The 18,235-nt window shown below is 61.2% G+C and carries 13 protein-coding genes; 5 read left to right on the top strand and 8 right to left on the bottom strand.

What is annotated here, in order from left to right; all coding sequences use genetic code 11:
* Window positions 1–150 precede the first annotated feature (150 nt).
* Both J3P88_RS08220 and J3P88_RS08225 read left to right on the top strand, forming a co-directional pair.
* Window positions 151–4,950 (top strand): RHS repeat-associated core domain-containing protein, encoded by a 4,800-nt coding sequence (locus J3P88_RS08220; RefSeq protein ID WP_434574637.1) that lies wholly within the window; start codon window positions 151–153, stop codon window positions 4,948–4,950.
* Window positions 4,950–5,366 (top strand): hypothetical protein, encoded by a 417-nt coding sequence (locus J3P88_RS08225; protein ID WP_434574638.1) that lies wholly within the window; start codon window positions 4,950–4,952, stop codon window positions 5,364–5,366. Before J3P88_RS08220 ends, J3P88_RS08225 begins: the two co-directional genes overlap by 1 nt.
* Window positions 5,367–5,594: 228 nt before the next feature.
* On the opposite strand, the gene J3P88_RS08230 is transcribed toward J3P88_RS08225, so the two are convergent.
* Window positions 5,595–7,382, bottom strand: a complete 1,788-nt coding sequence (locus J3P88_RS08230; protein ID WP_186710139.1) for a bifunctional diguanylate cyclase/phosphodiesterase — start codon at window positions 7,380–7,382, stop codon at window positions 5,595–5,597.
* A 118-nt stretch (window positions 7,383–7,500) separates the two neighbouring features.
* Window positions 7,501–9,579, bottom strand: coding sequence for a carboxy terminal-processing peptidase (locus tag J3P88_RS08235; RefSeq protein ID WP_186710148.1), 2,079 nt, complete (start codon window positions 9,577–9,579; stop codon window positions 7,501–7,503).
* 139 nt (window positions 9,580–9,718) lie between these two features.
* Between J3P88_RS08235 and J3P88_RS08240 the strand changes: the two genes are divergently transcribed.
* The 3 genes from J3P88_RS08240 to J3P88_RS08250 all read left to right on the top strand — a co-directional run bounded on the left by J3P88_RS08240 (window position 9,719) and on the right by J3P88_RS08250 (window position 12,444).
* Window positions 9,719–10,681 (top strand): zinc-binding dehydrogenase, encoded by a 963-nt coding sequence (locus J3P88_RS08240; RefSeq protein ID WP_434574639.1) that lies wholly within the window; start codon window positions 9,719–9,721, stop codon window positions 10,679–10,681.
* Window positions 10,682–11,005: 324 nt separating this feature from the next.
* Window positions 11,006–11,641, top strand: a complete 636-nt coding sequence (locus J3P88_RS08245; RefSeq protein ID WP_434574640.1) for a DUF1326 domain-containing protein — start codon at window positions 11,006–11,008, stop codon at window positions 11,639–11,641.
* A gap of 2 nt (window positions 11,642–11,643) precedes the next feature.
* Window positions 11,644–12,444 carry a DUF2182 domain-containing protein gene (locus tag J3P88_RS08250; RefSeq protein WP_434574641.1) on the top strand — a complete coding sequence of 267 codons (801 nt, stop codon included), beginning with the start codon at window positions 11,644–11,646 and terminating at the stop codon, window positions 12,442–12,444.
* Between the two features lie 212 nt (window positions 12,445–12,656).
* Here the strand turns inward: J3P88_RS08250 and J3P88_RS08255 are convergent, their stop codons facing one another.
* The 6 genes from J3P88_RS08255 to J3P88_RS08280 form a co-directional block, all read right to left on the bottom strand.
* Window positions 12,657–13,310 (bottom strand): HAD family hydrolase, encoded by a 654-nt coding sequence (locus J3P88_RS08255; protein WP_186710133.1) that lies wholly within the window; start codon window positions 13,308–13,310, stop codon window positions 12,657–12,659.
* A gap of 45 nt (window positions 13,311–13,355) precedes the next feature.
* Window positions 13,356–14,345 carry an ABC transporter ATP-binding protein gene (locus tag J3P88_RS08260; protein ID WP_434574642.1) on the bottom strand — a complete coding sequence of 330 codons (990 nt, stop codon included), beginning with the start codon at window positions 14,343–14,345 and terminating at the stop codon, window positions 13,356–13,358.
* Window positions 14,342–15,142, bottom strand: coding sequence for an ABC transporter permease (locus J3P88_RS08265; protein WP_186710129.1), 801 nt, complete (start codon window positions 15,140–15,142; stop codon window positions 14,342–14,344). The genes J3P88_RS08260 and J3P88_RS08265 overlap by 4 nt, the downstream gene beginning before the upstream one ends.
* Window positions 15,129–15,965: an ABC transporter permease gene (locus tag J3P88_RS08270; protein WP_186710146.1), complete on the bottom strand. Its 837-nt coding sequence runs from the start codon at window positions 15,963–15,965 to the stop codon at window positions 15,129–15,131. The genes J3P88_RS08265 and J3P88_RS08270 overlap by 14 nt, the downstream gene beginning before the upstream one ends.
* A 5-nt stretch (window positions 15,966–15,970) precedes the next feature.
* Entirely contained in the window at window positions 15,971–16,777 is an 807-nt protein-coding gene (locus J3P88_RS08275) for an alkaline phosphatase family protein (protein WP_434574643.1), read from the bottom strand.
* Window positions 16,778–16,989: 212 nt separating this feature from the next.
* Window positions 16,990–18,057, bottom strand: coding sequence for an ABC transporter substrate-binding protein (locus tag J3P88_RS08280; protein ID WP_186710124.1), 1,068 nt, complete (start codon window positions 18,055–18,057; stop codon window positions 16,990–16,992).
* Window positions 18,058–18,235: the final 178 nt, after the last annotated feature.

Here is an 18,235-nt window from a genome sequence, read left to right on the forward strand (position 1 = left end):
ATTTAGCGAATCGCCCTACATCCTTTGTCCCGTTCCCCTGACTTAATTCCCCCGCCATCCCCGGCACAGTCTCGCGCTCCTTGAGTGCTGCGAGACATTGCCCATGTTCGACCGTTTTTTCCTGCCGGCCCTTGAGCGAGCCCTGTCCTGATGGAACAGGTGAACCGTATCGAGCAGGAACTCGACCGCTTCAAAGACACCTTGTCGGTCTACCGCGAGCAGCTTGAGCGCTGGTACAGCCGGGCGGCAGACCGGGCCAGCCACGCGGCCGACTTGCCCTCGCTGATGGGCATGGAGCGGCTGATCCGTTTCGGCGACAGCACCACTGCCGTCGGCGCCCGTGACGATGATTTTCTCTCCACGGTCGTCCAGTGCCCCCTGGGCGGCGTGATGACGATCGAGAGCAAGTTCGAGTCGGTGTACGACATCCCCTTGGGCGACATCGTGGTGGATGTGGTGGCGGTGGAGGGCGGCGAGGTTACGCCGGTCACTCTGGACGCCCGGGGCCTGGGGACCTTCAAGGGGGAGGCGGGCAAGTCCTATCGGGTTCACGTTCAGGGCGAGGTGTCCGCCAAGCAAATAGAGAACTTGTTTTCTTCCTACGATGGCTTGGCCGGTGATCTGACGGACTGGCTACGACACGAGTGGCAAGGTTTCAAGCCGCGATGGGCGCAGCAGTCCTTGGCGACGTCGGCGGCTGCGGTGGGGAACGGGTTGCTCGCTGGCAGTTGGGCGGCGATCGAGGGGGTGTGGGACAGCATCAGTCTGCTCTCGGACATCCTCAAGGACCCCGGTCAGTTTGTTGATCGGTTGGGTGAAAGCGCTGAGCAGTTGAAGAAGCTGGCGCAAGACACCCCGGCGGTGATGGCGAAGCTGCAACTGCTGGCCAGTGACGAAGCGGCGCTGTGCCTGTTGGTGCGCACTGCCAGTCTCTGGTTGGACATGTTGCCGCCCAGCGAAGTCGCCGGCGAAACGGCCGAAGCGCTCTCCACTGTGGTGGTGCAACTGGTGATCGACTTGCTGATCGGCGTGGTCTTGACCTTTGCGGGGGCGGGGGCTGGGATCGCCTATCTATCGATGCGGTTGGCCAGGCATGGTGCAAGCCTGCTGAACGCAGTGCAGCGTTTCGTCAAGGCGATCTTCGCGGTGGTCAACGGCTTCATGACCTACGTGGACCGCTACAAAACCGTGGCGGCACGCGGCATCGCGGCGGGGATAAAAAAAGGCCGGATGCAGCTGCGCTGGGATGCACAGCGCAACACCACACTGAAAAAACACGAACCCCACGACGACGCCCCCGCCCAATCGAAAAACCCCAACGGCGACAGCGCCGACACCGCCGCCCAGACCCAGACCAGCGGCTGCCCGGTGTCGATGGTCACCGGCGAAGAACTACTGACCCTCGACGACGGCACCCTTGATGGCCGCTTGCCGTTTGTCTTCACCCGTTTATACCGCACCAGCGCCGCCAACCTGGACGTCGGCCTCGGGCGCGGTTGGAGCCATGCCCTGGCCCATCGCCTGGAGTTCGACGGCGAGCAAGTCACCTGGGTCGACCAGGAAAACCGTCGCACGCTTTTTCCATTGCCCAGCACCCAGCGCCCGGCGATCCACAACAGCCTGGCCCGGGCGGCGATCTACCTGGGCAGCGAGCCGGACGAGCTGATCGTCGCCCAACCGGGGGAAAACGCCCCGTTCCTGCACTTTCGCGACGGCCGCCTGACCGCCCTCAGCGACCGCTACGACAACCGCCTGACCCTCCAGCGCAACATCCACGGCGACATCTGCCGCCTGGATAACGGCGCCGGGCGTTCCCTGCGCCTGCGCTACGAACAGCGTCACCTGATCGCCGTCGACTACCAGAGCTTCCACCCGGCCATCACCCTCGACGAAGCCTGGCGGACCGAGCAGACGCTGGTGTCCTACCGCTACGACGGACGTTTCCGACTGATCGAAGCGACCAATGCCGCCGGTGAAAGCGAACGCTACGACTACGACGACCAGCACGTCATCCTCCAACGGCAATTGGCCGGCGGAGCGAGTTTTTATTGGGAGTGGCAAGGCGTCGGGCCGGCGTCTCGCTGTGTACGGCATTGGGCTTCGTTTGCGCAGATGGACAGCCGCTACACCTGGGGCGAGGACGGCAGTGTCACCGTCCGGCACCTGGATGGCAGCCAGGAAGTGTATGTCCACGACGACCGGGCGCGGCTGGTGCGCAAGGTCGAGCCCGACGGCGGCGAACACCTCAAGGCCTATGACGAACAGGGCCGGCTGATCGCCGAGCAAGACCCGCTGGGGGCGGTCCGCGAATACCGCTACGACGACGTCGGACGACTGTTGGCGCTGATTCCTCCAGATGAAGCGCCGACGTCCTACGAATACCGCAACGGTTTCCTGCACACCCGTCAGCGCGGCCAGGCCGTATGGACCTACCGCCGCAATGACCGGGGCGATGTGATCGCCAGCATCGACCCGGACGACCAGCGTACGGAATATGCCTACGATGCCCATGGGCAACTGCTGGCAAGGTACGACCCGGACGGCGGCGAACATCGCTTCACCTGGAGTCGCCTGGGCCAACTGACTGAAGAAGTCCTGCCCGACGGCGGTCGCCGGTGTTTTTCCTACGATGCCTTGGGACGTTTGCTCAGCCGCCGGGACGAACACGGCGCCCTCACGCACTACCAATGGGACGCCGTCGGCCGACTGCTGCAAGTCACCCTGCCCACCGGCGCCATCCGGGCCTGGAGCTACAACGCCTACGGCAAGGTCATTGCAGAGCGCGACGAACAGGGCCGCACCACCCGCTACGAATACGCCGATGACCTGCACCTGGTCAGCCGTCGCCTGAACCCCGACGGTAGCGAGCTGAAGTACCGCTACGACTCGGCGCGGCTGTTGCTGACCGAGATCGAGAACGAATCCGGCGAACAATATCAGCTGGACTACACGCCCAACGGCTTGATCCGACAGCAAATCGGCTTCGACGGCCAACGCACCGCCTACGCCTACGACCTCAACGGTCACCTACTGGAAAAAATTGAGCACGGCGAGGACGGTTCGCAATGGGTCACCCGCTACCAGCGCGACGCGGCCGGGCGGCTGCAACTCAAAACCTTGCCCGACGGCCAGGCCATCGAATACCGCTACGACGAACTGGGCCGGCTGGTCTACGTCGATGACGGCAGCGACCATCCGCTGGCCTTCGAATACGACGCCCAGGATCGGCTGATCACTGAGCACCAGGGCTGGGGCACCCTGCGTTATCGCTACGATGCCTGCGGACGCCTCAACCACCTGCGCCTGCCGGACGACAGCCAGCTCGACTACCACCACGCCCCGGGCGGCGCACTGACCGCCATCGACCTCAACGGCGCGCGCCTGACCGAACACCGCTTTGACGGCAGCCACGAACGGCAGCGCCAGCAAGGCCAGTTGCTCAGCGACTACAGGTACGACGAACAGGGCCGCCTCAAGGCCCAGACCGCGTGGCAGAACCCACAGCAGCAACTGCTCTGGCGCGACTATACCTACAGCCCCAAGGGCAACCTGCAAACCCTTTCCGACCACCGAAACCGCCGCAGCTACCAGTACGATTCTCTAGATCGCCTGACCCGCATCGACTTTTCCCACAGCGAACCGCCGGAACACTTCAGCCACGACCCGGCCGGCAACCTGCTGATGCAGGACCGCCCCGGCCCGACCACCCTCAAGGGCAACCGCCTGCTGAAGGAGGGCGACCGCCACTACGACTACGACGCCTTCGGCAACCTGATCCGCGAACGCCGCGGCGAGGCCCTGGTCAGCGCCTACCGCTACGACAGCCAACACCGCCTGATCGGCGTCACCACGGCGGACGGCTGCGAAACGTCCTACCGCTACGACGCCTTCGGCCGACGCATCAGCAAGACCGTGGACGGCCTGACCACGGAGTTTTTCTGGCAGGGCGACCAAGTCGTCGCCGAAAACAGCCCGCGCCATCACCGCAGCTACGTCTATGAACCCGGCACCTTCCGTCCACTGGCGATGCTCAACGGCGAAGGCCCGGAAAACGCCGCGCCGTTCTACTACCACCTCGACCACCTGGGCACGCCCCAGGAACTGACCAACCCCGCCGGCCAGATCGTCTGGTCGGCGCGCTACAACGGCTACGGCAAAGTCACCGCACTCAGGCACGGCGACGGCGAGCAGCTTGAACAACCACTGCGCTTCCAGGGCCAATACTTCGACCCCGAAAGCGGCCTGCACTACAACCGGCACCGCTACTACAATCCCGAGACTGGCCGCTATTTGACGCCTGACCCGAGCAAGTTGGTGGGTGGGCTCAATGGGTATCGCTACACCCTGAATCCGACGGGGTGGGTGGATCCGTTGGGGCTGGAAGGTTGCCCGGGCGACGGATGTAAAAAGCCCGCCGTCGGTAAGCAAGACCCGACGGTTAAGGTTGGGGTGGATGAGGGTGAGCCGGCGCTGCCGATGACGGCGGAGCAGCGGCGGGCGCGAATTGATGAGTTGGGGGAGGCGAATGCTAAGCGACGAGTTGTTGCTATGGAGGAAAAATACAGTATGCACACCGTTGAAAAACACAGTTCGGAAATCTTAGACGTTGCGCTCAAGCAGCGAGCCATTAACGGTGCGAATCCGCATACGGGTGAAATTCCAAAAGGAGCTAATGGAAGCTTAAGCTCCCAATTCAGTAACTGGCGAATTCATTTGAGTGCACTGAATAAAGCTATGACAAGAGAAAGGCTTGGGCTAGATCCATTTACAGGTCTGGATCACAAAAAAGATAGAGTTGTCAGGCAGGAGCTGCCAGGGGCAGGGCGTGGCTACAAGCCCAATAAAAAGGATAAGGGAAATCCTAAATTGAACGAGAATTTAAATTGGTTTGAAGTTAAGTTTAGTAAAGATGGTGTGCCTTACACCGGATTTCCTATGGAGAAAAAATAATGCTAAAGAATCCTTTTGTAGACGAGGAGTTTGTTCCTGATTTGATGTGGTTTATAGGTCAGTTTGATGTGTATGATCGTGAGGAAACACGTGGGGTAATACTAGCGGGCTACAATCCTGACGACGGGCACGATAGATCAGTGCTGATTGTTAAATACGGCTTGGATTTGGAATGCCTGTCCTACAGGCATAAATATGTATTGATGAACTTTTTAGAAAGTAAGCTTGATGATCCTGGCTTCGATTTCCAAAGTTTATTTGAAATAGACGAAGACTGCGCAGGTAGCTGGCCCAGAGGGGAGTGGTATAACTTAAAGGATCCGAAGGGATTTCTTCAGGATATTTATATCTTGGCAAAAAAAACTTGGAAAGAAGATCTCCAAAAAGCAGCCCGTGAGGATCCATCTACTTGGTAGGTCAAGAGGTGAGTAGTTGAGCTTTTCTACTGGTTAATCACCAAACCGCTTTCGTGGCGAGGGAGCTTGCTCCCGCTGGGCTGCGAAGCAGCCCTAAAAACAACCCACTCGGTCAGTCAGACACACCGAGGCGTCGGTCAGAAGAGGGGGGCTGCTGCGCAGCCCAGCGGGAGCAAGCTCCCTCGCCACAGGGGTAGCGTCAGGCGTTCGGGCCAATGCGGGACTCACTTACACCGACAACCCCAACTCCATCACAACCGCCCGCTCAGCCAACCCCTCCACCAAATACACACTCCCTCCCAAAATCTCCTTGGCATGGTGCTTGGCCTGGGAAGCCAGTTCCGCCAGCTGGCTGGCATCCAACTCCCCACAAGCCTCGGCACGCAAGTGCACCACGCCAATCGACAATGACAATAACGCAAACTCCTGCCGAATCCCCTGCCGATTCAACGCCGTAAAGCATCCCGCCTCCAAATGCTCGGGGCGGTAGAAGCGGCGGCAGTGGGTCTGGAAGTCGCTGAGCAACTGGTCGAGGCGCTTGCGCCAGTCGTCCGGTCCGAGGACCAGCAGGAAGTCGTCGCCGCCGATGTGGCCGACGAAGTCGCGGCTGGGGTCGATGCGTTCGTTCAGACATTGGGCCAGGCACAGCAGGACTTCGTCGCCGCGACCGTAGCCGTAGATGTCGTTGAAGGGCTTGAAGCTGTCGATGTCGACGTAGCAGATCACCGATTCCTGCCGTTGTTGCAGCAGGCGCGTGAGGCATTGCTGGATCGGCACGTTGCCCGGCAGCAGGGTCAGTGGGTTGGCGTAGCGGGCCTGTTGGATTTTCAGTTCGGTGATGAGCTTGAGCACGTCGATTACCCGGCCAAGGCCCAGGTAGCCACCGTTGAGGGTGATGATGAAATCTTCTTCGATGCGTTGCCGGGCGCGGCTGGTGATCAGGCGGCTGACTTGTTGCAGCGACTGGTTCAACTCCACCGCCAGGAAGTCATCGCTCATCAGCCGACTGATGGGCTTGCGGGCGAACAGGTCGGTGGCAAAGGGCTTGAGCAAGGCGTCCGAGAGTGAATGGCGATGGACGATGCCACAGGGCTGGTTCTGATTGTCCAGCACCGCCAGGGAGTTGAGATTGGCCTGGCGCCGGAACGCTTCCAGCACGGACGCTGTCGGCGTGTCGTGAGCCACCGCCGGCTGTTCGTTGAGCAGCGCACTGAGGTCGTTGACCTCATCATTCAGCGCCACCACGCCGCTGTCCTGCCGGGGCATCAGTGCCCTGGCATCGCGCGACGGTTGTTCCTGGGGCCGGGCCAGCAGATAGCCCTGGACCAGGTCGACGCCCATTTCGATCAGCACCGCCAGCTCTTCCGGCAGTTCGATGCCCTCGGCAATCACCTGGGCGCGGGAAGCCCGGGCGATTTTCAGGATCGAGCCGACGAACTCGCGCTTGAGGGCGTCCTGATGAATGCCGTCGATGAAGTGCCGGTCGATCTTCACATAGTCGGGGCGCAATTCGGACCACAGCCGCAGGCTCGAATAACCGGCACCGAGGTCGTCCAAGGCAATCGAGAAACCCATCGCCCGGTAATGATGCAGGGCGGTTTGCAAGAGCTGGAAGTCATCGATGGGGGTCTGTTCGGTCAGTTCGATCACCACCTGGCTGGGGGCGATGCCGAAGTCTTGCAGCAATTGCAGCGTGCGTCCCGTCTGGTGCGCGGATTCCAGCAGGGATTCGGGCGAAACGTTGAGAAACAGCTTGCCCGGCAGCTTTTGCTCATTGAAGCGTTGGCAGGCGCTGCGGCGGCAGGCCAGTTCCAGCTCGCTAAGGCGTCCGGCTTGGCGCGCTACCGAAAGCAATGCGATAGGGGAGTGCAGCGGGCTGTTGGAAGGGCCGCGGGTCAAGGCTTCATAGCCCACGATGCGCCGTTCGGAAAGGCAGATGATCGGTTGGAACAGGCTGTGCAAACCGCTTTGAGCCAGGATCGAACTCAAGGCACTCAGCTGTTCTGTCGTGGTCATGGCAATCTCTGGCGATAAAAAAAGGACCGGGTGCGGGGCACCCAGTCCTGTATTTCACGACAGACTGATGTCAGTTTGATGACACTCCGACGAGCATCACCATTAAATGGCCATCATCTTAGTGCTTGGCGATCGCCGTGTTGAGTTTCAGGTAATCCAGCAGGATCCGCCCGGTCTCGCTCAGGTAGGCGTCGTCTTCCGGCTTGGTTTTCTCCGGCTCGGTGATCAGGTCTTCGTCCTCTTTCTTCAGCTCTTTGAGCGGTTCTTCGCCCTTGGCCTTGCGACGCAGGTTTTCCATGGCCAGTTGCTTGGCCTCGATGTCGGCATGCTGCGCCCGACGGTCGGCTTCGTTGAGGGTGACGGTTTTTTCCATCATTAATTTCTGCGCCAGGGCCAGCTTGTCGCGGATAAACACGAACTCTGCGTCCTGGGACGAACGCGCGTCATGGTCCGACTTGAGCTGGGCCAGGAACGGCTTGAACGGGTCCACGGCCGGTTTGATCGCCGGTCGGATGGTGTCCCACGGCATGGCTTCGGGCAGGGCGCTTTCACCGATTTCCTTGGTGTCGATGATCGATGGGTAATCGATGTCAGGCAGCACGCCCTGGTGCTGGGTGCTCTGGCCGGACACCCGGTAGAACTTCGCCAGGGTCAGCTTCAGTTCGCCGTGGTTGAGCGGCTGGATGGTCTGCACGGTGCCTTTGCCGAAGGTCTGGCCACCGATGATCAACGCACGGTGATAGTCCTGCATGGCGCCGGCGAAAATCTCCGAGGCCGACGCCGACAGGCGGTTGACCAGCAAGGCCATCGGCCCCTTGTAGAACGCGCCCGGATTTTCATCTTCCAGCACATCCACTCGGCCATCGGCGTTGCGCACGAGCACGGTCGGGCCCTTGTCGATGAACAGGCTGGTCAGTTCGGTGGCTTCCTGCAGGGAGCCGCCGCCGTTGTTGCGCAAGTCGATGACCACGCCGTCGACTTTTTCCTTCTGCAGTTCGGTCAGCAGTTTCTTGACGTCGCGGGTGGTGCTTTTGTAGTTCGGATCCCCGGCGCGGAAGGCCTTGAAGTCCAGGTAGAAAGCCGGAATCTCGATGATGCCGAGCTTGTAGTCCTTGCCGTCCTGCTTGAGGTTGAGGACCGATTTCTTCGCCGCCTGTTCTTCCAGCTTCACCGCTTCGCGGGTGATGGCCACGATCTTGCTGGTCTGGTCGTTCGGCGCATTGCTGGCCGGGATGACTTCCAGGCGCACCACCGAGCCTTTCGGGCCACGGATCAGCTTGACCACTTCGTCCAGGCGCCAGCCGACCACGTCGACCATTTCCTTGTTGCCTTGGGCGACGCCGATGATCTTGTCCGCCGGGCTGACCTGCTTGGTCTTGTCCGCCGGGCCTGCCGGAACAAGGCGCACGATTTTCACCTGGTCGTTGTCGCTCTGCAGCACCGCACCGATGCCTTCCAGGGACAGGCTCATGTTGATGTCGAAGTTTTCCGCGTTATCCGGCGACAGATAATTGGTGTGCGGGTCGTAGGACATGGCGAAGGTATTGATGTACGCCTGGAAAATATCCTCGGCGCGGGTCTGGTCCAGGCGCGCCAACTGATTCTTGTAGCGCTTGGTCAGGGTTTCCTGGATCTGCTTGGAGTCCTTGCCGGCGATCTTCATGCGCAGCACTTCGTCCTTGACGCGCTTGCGCCACAGGTCATCGAGTTCGGCCGTGCTTTTGAGCCAAGGGGCGTCCTTGCGGTCGACCTGCAAGGTTTCCTTGGCATTGAAGTCGATTTTGTCGACGCCTTTGTTCAGTTCGGCCAGGGTGTAGTCCAGGCGCGCCTTCACGCGGTCCAGGTAACGCTTGTAAATGGTGAACCCGGCGTTCAGGTCGCCGCTCTTGAGGAAATCGTCGAACTGGGTTTTCCACTTGTCGAATTCGGCGATGTCACTGGCCAGGAAGTAACTGCGCGATGGATCGAGCAGCTTCAAGTAGCTGTCATAGATGATGACCGAGCGCGCATCATCGAGCGGTGGCTTGCTGTAGTGATGGCGCTTGAGCAATTCGACGACGTTAAGGCTGGCAATCACTTCGTCGCGATCGGGCTGAAGCTTGTCCCAGCTGTTGGCTGCGAACGTATCGTTCGACAACGGTAACAGGCCGAGGCCAATGACGAGCGCGAGGGCGGTGCTGGGGAACAGGTGCTTCATGCTGATTCGACGCAGGGACAATTGATAACGCATATTAGGCCGTCTTTGAAGTCGCCGGTTCCATGTGGCCCGGGCGCATAATGCAAGAAAGCCCGGCGTTGAAGCAGCGGGCCCAGTCGAGACTCACTATGGAGGCACCGTGAAAGCATTGCAAGGCGTTGAAGGCCAAGTGGTATGGGCTGATGAGCCAAGTCCGGCATGTGATGTCGGGCAAGTTCGCATCCGTGTGGCGGCCGCCGGCCTGAATCGGGCCGATTTGTTGCAAAAAGCCGGACTTTACCCGCCGCCACCCGGCGCCAGCCAAGTGTTGGGGTTGGAGTGTTCGGGGGTGATCAGCGAGGTGGGGCCGGGCTCGTCCTGGCAGGTGGGCGACCGCGTCTGCGCGTTGCTGGCCGGCGGCGGGATGGCCGAGGAGGTGGTGGTCGATGGCCGGCATGTATTGCCGGTGCCGGAGGGCTTGTCATTGTCTGAAGCGGCCGCGCTGCCTGAGGTCTACAGCACCGCGTGGCTGAATCTGTTCCAGTTGGCGGCGCTCAAACCGGGCGAGAAAGTGCTGTTGCACGCCGGCGCCAGCGGCGTCGGTTCGGCCGCGATCCAGTTGTGCAAGGCCTTTGGCAACCCGTGCTGGGTCAGTGTCGGTTCGGCCGAACGGCTGGCCTATTGCGAGGCCCTGGGCGCCCAGGGCGGTGTAATTCGCACCGATGGCCTGGAGAGTCTGAACGACCTCGGTCCCTTCGATGTGATCCTCGATCCGGTGGGCGGCAGCTACGCCAAACTCAACGTGAAACTTTTGTCAGTTGACGGCCGCTGGGTGTTGATCGGCCTGATGGGCGGGCGCACGACCGAGCTTGATCTGGCCCAGGTGCTGGGCAAGCGTATCCAACTGCTCGGCTCGACCTTGCGCAGCCGCGACGAGCAGTTCAAGGCCGACCTGATCAGCGAACTGGGGCAACACGTGTGGCCGCTGTTTGCCGACAAACGCCTGAGCCCGCAACTGGCCCGGACCTTTGCGATCAAGGATGCCGAGGCGGCGTTTGCCGAGCTGGCAACCAACAGGGTGTCCGGGAAATTGGTGCTGCTGATCGATGAAAGCCTGAGCTGATTCCCGAAGCTGGATGCGAACTTGTGGGAGCAAAGCTTGCTCGCGAAAACGATGGATCAGTTTGCATTGATGCTGAATGTACGGCCGCCATCGCGGGCAAGCCTTGCTCCCACATTGGTTTCGGGCGCTCACAGGAAGTTACAGTCGGAAATTATAAGCCTTGGTGTAGCGCCGCAAGTCTGGGCTGCTTCGTCTTGCGCCACACGCACAAGCGGACCTCTGGTCGGCAGTCCGTATCCGTTGCACTAACCCTGCTAGCGTTAATCAATGAGGGGATGGGGTAACCGCAGCTTTCATTTCACCCGTGAGGTGAAGAGGTTGATCATGGCCATCGCCGAATGGCGCATGCAGGGCGTCGAATTCATTGCCTGCAACTGCAATTGGGGCTGCCCCTGCCAATTCAATGCGCCACCGACCCACGGCCACTGCCAGGCGGTGGCGTCGATGCGAGTGGAACACGGGTATTTCAATCAGGTGGCGCTGGACGGCTTGTGCTGGGCCGCCACCTTCGCTTGGCCTGGCGCCATCCACGAGGGCAACGGCAGTTGTCAGGTGTTCATCGACGAACGTGCCGACGAGGCGCAACGCCAGGCCCTGCTGACCATTCTTTCAGGCTTGGAGAGCGACCCTGGGGCCAACGTGTTCCAGGTGTTCAGCAGCACCATGACTGAAGCGTTCGATCCGCTGTTCGTGCCCATCACCCTATCCATCGATGTCGACCAGCGCTTGGCGCACCTGGACATTCCAGGTGTGTTGCAGGCCAGCGGCGAGCCGATCCGCAGCCCGATCGACGGCTCACCGCATCGCGTCCGCCTGTCCCTGCCCGAGGGCTTCGAGTTCCATGAGGCCGAAGTCGCCAGCGGCAGCTACCAGACGCATGCAGCCCTCAAGCTGCAATCCCAGGGCAGTCATAGCCACCTCGCCCATGTGCACTTCACCGGCCACGGCATAGAGCCGTAGCGATGGCAGAACCTCAGGCGGCGACCCCGGGCAAGCGGCTGACAGGCGAGCAGTGGCTCCTGCTGCTCTGTCTGCTCGGGCTGACCGCCCTGGCCTGGCTGACACTGCTGCGCATGGCCCGCGACATGAGTGCGCCGGGCGGCATGGCGGATGCGGCAATGGCTGGCATGATCATGCCCTGGAGTCCGGCCGATGCGCTGCTGATGTTCGCCATGTGGACGGTGATGATGATCGGCATGATGCTGCCCAGCGCCCTGCCCATGTTGCTGATCTACCAGCAGATGCTGCGCAAGCGCATGCCGACACCGCAGCGACACCTGGCCCTGCTGCTGTTCTGCAGTGCCTATGGCCTGGTCTGGGCCGGCTTCGCCCTCGGCGCCACGGCGTTGCAATGGGCGCTTGAGCAGCTCGCCTTGCTCAGCCCGGGGATGCGCACCACCAGTACCGCGCTGGGCGCCGGCCTGTTGCTGGTCGCTGGGGTCTATCAGTGGCTGCCAGGCAAGGAGGCCTGCCTTGAGCATTGTCGCGGGCCGCTGCATTTTCTTCTCGGCTACTGGCGCCCCGACGTGCTTGGCGGGTGGCGCATGGGCCTGGCCCATGGCGCTTACTGCCTGGGCTGCTGCTGGGCGCTGATGGGCCTGCTGTTCGTGGTCGGGGTGATGAACCTGCTTTGGGTGGCAGTGATCGGCGCCTTCATCTTGCTGGAAAAAAACTTGCCCCAGGGACGCAGGCTCAGTCGTCTCTGCGGTGTGTTGTTGATCGGCTGGAGTTTTTGGCTGCTGCTGGGCAACAGGCCCTGGTAGAACCAGGTTGAACCTGAACCTGTGGTCTTGTATTCGCAGGCATGGATCGCCCCCGTGGCGAGGGAGCTTGCTCCCGCTGGGTGGCGCAGCCGCCCCAATCGGGACGACGCAACTATCCAGGTAGACCGCGTCAGCCGGTTTACGACTGCTTCGCAGCCGAGCGGGAGCAAGCTCCCTCGCCACAGGGACCGGAGTTTTTTCCCGTCCGGTGTTTATTTCCAGGTATGAATCGGCCAGCCGGCCGATTCGGCATGGGCCTTCAATACCGGGTCGGGGTTCACCACGTGCGGATGATCGACCTTGAGCAACAGCGGCAAGTCATTGCGCGAGTCGGAATAAAAACTCGCGCCTTCCAGGTTCTCTTCCTCGGCATCCAGCCAGTCCAGCAGCCGGGCGATCTTGCCTTCGCGGTAGGTCAGGGTGCCGACGGTCTGGCCGCTGTACACCCCATGGGCCACTTCCAGTTCGATGGCCAGGATTTCGTCGATGCCCAGGCGTTCGGCAATCGGCTTGACCAGGTGTGTGCCCGAGGCGGAAATCACCAGGATCCGGTCACCAGCCTTGCGGTGCTCAGCGATGGCCTTGGTGGCGTCGCTGAAGATGATCGGCTCGATGAAATCTTCCACCCATGGCGCCACTAGATGTTCTATCTCCTCGGGCGTGCGGCCGATCATCGGCTCCAGGCTGAAGTCCATGTACGTTTCCATGCTCAACTTGCCGTGGCTGTAGGCGTCCATCAGCTCGTTGTTGCGCCGCATGAACGACTCGGGATCGACCCAGCCCAGGCGGCCCATTTGCTCACTCCAGAGGGTGGCACAGTCGCCGTGGATCAGGGTTTCGTCCAGATCAAAAATTGCCAGGGCCATCAGCGCGTTTCCTTTTCAAAATCAGTTTCAAAATCAACAAAGCCGTCAGGCTACCTCACACAGCGCCGACGGATCGATGGAAAGTGACAACCGTGCGCCATCGGGGTGCAGGTCGGCGGCCGAACGATTGAGCACATCCACCACCAATTCCACGCCGCGGGCCTCGACCCGGTAGCGGATGACGTTGCCCAACAGGCTGTGGCTGCGGATCAGCGCGTCGGTCTCGCCGCTACGGCTCAGCTCGATGGCTTCCGGGCGGATGGCGATGCGGCCACTCACCGGCCGCTGCAGCAGTTTGCTCGCGCTGTCGGCGTCCAGCAGGTTGTAGTTGCCGATGAAGCCGGCGGCAAAGACATCGACTGGCGCCGTGTAAAGGGTTTCGGCATCGCCGCTTTGTACGATCTTTCCCTGGTTCATCAGGAAAATCCGGTCAGACATGGTCAGGGCTTCTTCCTGATCGTGTGTGACGAAGATCGTGGTCAGGCCCAACTCACGCTGGATCTGTCGGATCTGTTCGCGCAAGTGCTTGCGAATTCGCGCATCCAGGGCCGACAGCGGCTCGTCCAGCAGCAACAGGCGCGGCCGTGTGACCAGGGAGCGGGCCAGGGCGACGCGCTGGCATTGGCCGCCGGAGAGTTGATGGGGATAGCGGCCGGCAAACTCATGCAGCTCCACCAGGCGCAGGATCTCCAGTACGCGCTGGCGGCTGTCCCCGGCATCGACCTTCTGCATGCGCAGGCCGAAGGCGACGTTCTGCTCCACGGTCATGTTGGGAAACAAGGCGTAGCTCTGGAAAACCATGCCGATGCCGCGTTTCTGCGGGCTCAGCGGGACGATGTCTTGTCCGTCGAGGATGATCTGGCCGGCATCCACCGCAGTCAGGCCGGCGATGCAGCGCAACAGCGTGGATTTGCCGCAACCGGAAGGGCCGAGGAGGGTGACGAATTCGCCCTTGCCGATCTCGCAGTTGATGTCGCTGAACACCGGCGTGCCGGCGTAGCTTTTTTGCAGGTGTTGGACGCTGACGTAGCTCATTGGCTTTTGTCCTTGCTCAAGATGTTGGCCGCCCAGGTCAGGACCAGTACGAAGAAGAAATAGGAAATCACCAGCGCACTGGTGAAGTGACCGCTGCTGTTGCGCATGTTGTTCAGGTACACCTGCAGGGTTTCATAGCGGGTGCCGACGAGAATGTTGGCAAACACGAACTCGCCGAACAGGAACGAAAAGGACAGCAGCAGCGCCACCATCAGGCCCTTGCGCAGGTTCGGCAGCACCACCAGGAACGCGGCCTGGAAGGTGCTGGCGCCGAGCAGTTGGGCAGCGTCCATCAAGTCGCGCAGGTTGATCGCTTGCAGGTTGTTGGTGATCGCCCGGTACATGAAGGGCAGGGCGACGGTGAAGTAGCAACCGATCAGGATCCACGGCGTTCCGACCATCGCCAGCGGCCCGGAACCATAGAGTTGCAACAGCCCCACCGACGACACCACCGGCGGCACCGCGAAGGGCAGCAGGATGAGGATGTTCATCAGTGCGTCGAGCTTGGGGAAGTGGTAATGCACCACGAACAGCAACGGCAGGATCAACACCACCGAGAGCACCAGCGCACCGACACAGACCAGCAGCGACTGACCGAAGGCGTGGAGAAAACGCGGATCGCTCCACAACTGCACATACCATTTGAAGGTGAAGCCGCTGGGCAGCACGGTGGCCGACCAACTGCTGGCGATGGAGTAGACGAGTGTGCCGGCCAGGGGCAGCAGCAGGATGGCGAACAGCAGGTACACCACCACCCGATGATAAAGCCCGACGGAGCCCGGTTCAGCGCGAGACATGGTAGCTCCTCTTGAGCAGCAACTGATGGACGACGGTCACCACGGTCATCAACGCCACCAGTATCACGGCCAGGGCACTGGCCATGTTCGGGTCGAGGGAAATGTCGCCGGAGACCATGGCGGCGATGCGGATCGGCAGCACGTTGAAGTTGCCGGTGGTCAACGCGTAGACCGTGGCGTAGGCGCCGAGGGCGTTGGCCAGCAGGATCACGAAAGTGCCCAGCAGCGCCGGGGTCAGCACCGGCAAGCCGATGTGCCGCCAGAACTGCCAGCCGTTGGCGCCGAGCAACTCGGCGGACTCGCGCCAGTCTTCGCGCAGGGCGTCGAAGGCTGGATAGAGCAGCAGCACGCCCAGGGGAATCTGGAAGTAGGTGTAGAGAATGATCAGCCCGGTTTTCGAATACAGGTTGAAATCCTCGATGATCCCCGCCTGCTTGAGCATGAGCGTGATGCTGCCGTTGAACCCCAGCAAGATGATGAAGGCGAAGGCCAGGGGCACGCCGGCGAAGTTGCTGGTCATGTTGGCGAACGCATTGACGAAGTTGCGCAGCCGCGAATCCACTCGGCGCAGGGAATAGCTGCCGAGCACGGCAATGACGATGCCGAACACGCTGGACCAGAAGCTGATCTCCAGGCTGTGCTGGATTGCCTGCCGATAAAACTTCGAGCTGAAGATCTTGCTGAAGTTGGCCAGGCCCCAGCCGAACTCTTCCGATTCCAGGCTGTTGACCAGCACCCAGAGCAGCGGGGCGATCTGGAACACGATGAAGAAAATCGCGAAGGGCACCAGGCACAACGCTGCCAGCCATTTGCCGCGCGTCATGGCGTTCACTTGAGTAGCTCCTGGCAATAAGGTTTGTCGTGGTCGACGCCGAGTAATTGGCAAATGGTGCCGCACAGTTCGGTCTGCTTGGGCGCGGCAGCGGGATCGAAACTGAAGCTGTCACCCAGGACGAACAGCGGTACTTCCCGTTCTTCAGCCAGCAGGCCGTTGTGGGAACGGTCGTTGTTCATGCCGTGGTCGGCGGTCACCAGCACCTGGTAACCGGCGTCGAGCCAGCCTTGCAGGTAGACCGCCAGGTTGATATCGGCCGAGCGGGCGCTGTTGCGGTATTGCGGGGTGTCGAGGCCGTGCTTGTGGCCGGCGTCGTCGATGTTCATCGGGTGCACCAGCAGGAAGTTCGGCAAGTAGCGTTGGCGCAGGTGTTCGGCGTCGGCGAACAGATGGGAATCGGGGTAGTGGTCATTCCAATAGAAATGCCCGTATTGGATCGGCAGGTCGGGGTTGTCGGTGTGACGGTCGCGACCGGCGACGAAGGGGGACGCGTTGTAGAGTTCGCTGACCCAGTGATACGCCGCAGCCGCCGTGCTCAGGCCGGCCTGGGTGGCATAGTGGAAAATGCTGCGCTGGTTCGACAGGCGCGAGACGTTGTTGTGCACGATCCCGCTGTCGATGGGCACGACGCCGGTGAGGATGCATTCGTAGAGCGGGCGGGACAGGGCGGGCAACTCACATTCCAGTTTGTAGAGGGCCGCGCGTCCTGCGCCGACGTAAGCCTGCAAATGCCCCATGGCATGCCGGGCGACCTCATGGTTGAGACCGTCGAGCACCACCAGGATGACGTTGTGCTTCATGGGTACCGGGACTCCGGGCAGATACCAGAAAACTCGGGGAACCAGCGAGCTCCACTGTGAGAGCAGGCCTGTGGGAGCAAAGCTTGCTCGCGATGCTGGCGACACGGTTCAACTGCAAGACCGGGTCATCGTTTATCGCGAGCAAGCTTTGCTCCCACAGGGACTCTTCCACAGTTGGGTGCCCAGTGGATCTCCGAGCGGGAGCGACCGCCTTATTGCATGTTGATGATCACTTCTTCCTGCCACTTCTGCGGCAGTGCCTTGGAAGTTTTCTCCCACGCATCCGCATCCTTGATCGGGGTCACGCCTTTGTACTGCTCGTTCGGCAGCAGTTTGGCCTGGACCTCTTCCGGCAGTTTCAGGTGCTCGGCGCGGATTGGACGGGCGTTGCCCTTGGCCAGGTTGATCTGGCCGGCATCGCTGAAGATGTACTCACGGGCCAACTTGGCGGCGTTCGGGTGCTTGGCGTATTTGTTGATGATGGTGGTGTAGCCGGAGATCACCGAGCCGTCGGACGGAATCAGTACGACGTAGTCATCGGGGTTGGCCATCTTGGCCTTGTAGCTCAGGCCGTTGAAATCCCAGACCACGCCGACTTCGACTTCACCTTTTTCCATCGTGGCGATGGTCGGGTTGGCCATGGACAGGCGCCCTTGCTTGGCGATATCGGCAAACATCAACAGCGCCGGCTGGACGTTCTTCTCGTCGCCGCCGTTGGCCAGGGCCGCGGCCAGCACGCCGTTGGCGGCCTGGGCGGCGGTGCTCACGTCACCGATAGAGACTTTGTACTTGCCGGTCTTCAGGTCGGCCCATTTGGTCGGCACTTCGGAGCCGTGCAGCAGCTTCTTGTTGACGATGAAGGCGATGGTGCCGGTGTAGGCCAATGCCCAGTTACCGTCCTTGTCCTTGGCCCAGGCCGGTACTTGTTCCCAGGTGCTTGGCTTGTAGGGCTGGACCACGCCCTGCTTGACCGCGATCGGGCCGAAGGCCGCACCGACGTCGCCGATGTCGGCGCTGGCGTTGTCTTTTTCGGCGGCGAACTTGGCGATTTCCTGGGCCGAGCTCATGTCGGTGTCGATGTGTTTCAAGCCGTAGAGCTTGGCCAGGTCGTCCCAGGTGCCTTTCCAGTTTGCCCAGTCATCGGGCATGCCGACGCTGTTGACGGCGCCTTCCGCTTTCGCAGCGGCTTCCAACGTTTTCAGATCGGTGTCAGCGGCCATGGCGGCGGTGCACATGGCAATGGTCGAGCCTAACAGTGATGCCAGGAAAAGCTGTTTCATCCGAAGCTCCTATGGGCGTTTTCAACGCTGCGATTGCGGTTGTGTTGGTCTAGGTCAGCAATACCTGAGCCAATGTAGGCGAGCCCTGTGACATTTTGATGTCGGTGCCGCAGGCGGCCGGAAATGCCAGGCTCGTGGGGGTTGGCTGCGAATTAAGCGTAGACCATGGTTAAACGGC

The sequence above is a fragment of the Pseudomonas sp. Z3-6 genome (assembly GCF_051131985.1).
Taxonomy (GTDB): domain Bacteria; phylum Pseudomonadota; class Gammaproteobacteria; order Pseudomonadales; family Pseudomonadaceae; genus Aquipseudomonas; species Aquipseudomonas zanjanensis.

Bases quoted from the DNA above. Each gene is read 5' to 3' on its own strand.
- J3P88_RS08275 (WP_434574643.1), bottom strand. From the start codon at position 16,777: ATGAAGCACAACGTCATCCTGGTGGTGCTCGACGGTCTCAACCATGAG.
- J3P88_RS08235 (WP_186710148.1), bottom strand. From the start codon at position 9,579: ATGAAGCACCTGTTCCCCAGCACCGCCCTCGCGCTCGTCATTGGCCTC.
- J3P88_RS08230 (WP_186710139.1), bottom strand. From the start codon at position 7,382: ATGACCACGACAGAACAGCTGAGTGCCTTGAGTTCGATCCTGGCTCAA.
- J3P88_RS08225 (WP_434574638.1), top strand. From the start codon at position 4,950: ATGCTAAAGAATCCTTTTGTAGACGAGGAGTTTGTTCCTGATTTGATG.
- J3P88_RS08265 (WP_186710129.1), bottom strand. From the start codon at position 15,142: ATGTCTCGCGCTGAACCGGGCTCCGTCGGGCTTTATCATCGGGTGGTG.
- J3P88_RS08255 (WP_186710133.1), bottom strand. From the start codon at position 13,310: ATGGCCCTGGCAATTTTTGATCTGGACGAAACCCTGATCCACGGCGAC.
- J3P88_RS08260 (WP_434574642.1), bottom strand. From the start codon at position 14,345: ATGAGCTACGTCAGCGTCCAACACCTGCAAAAAAGCTACGCCGGCACG.
- J3P88_RS08270 (WP_186710146.1), bottom strand. From the start codon at position 15,965: ATGACGCGCGGCAAATGGCTGGCAGCGTTGTGCCTGGTGCCCTTCGCG.
- J3P88_RS08250 (WP_434574641.1), top strand. From the start codon at position 11,644: ATGGCAGAACCTCAGGCGGCGACCCCGGGCAAGCGGCTGACAGGCGAG.
- J3P88_RS08280 (WP_186710124.1), bottom strand. From the start codon at position 18,057: ATGAAACAGCTTTTCCTGGCATCACTGTTAGGCTCGACCATTGCCATG.
- J3P88_RS08245 (WP_434574640.1), top strand. From the start codon at position 11,006: ATGGCCATCGCCGAATGGCGCATGCAGGGCGTCGAATTCATTGCCTGC.
- J3P88_RS08220 (WP_434574637.1), top strand. From the start codon at position 151: ATGGAACAGGTGAACCGTATCGAGCAGGAACTCGACCGCTTCAAAGAC.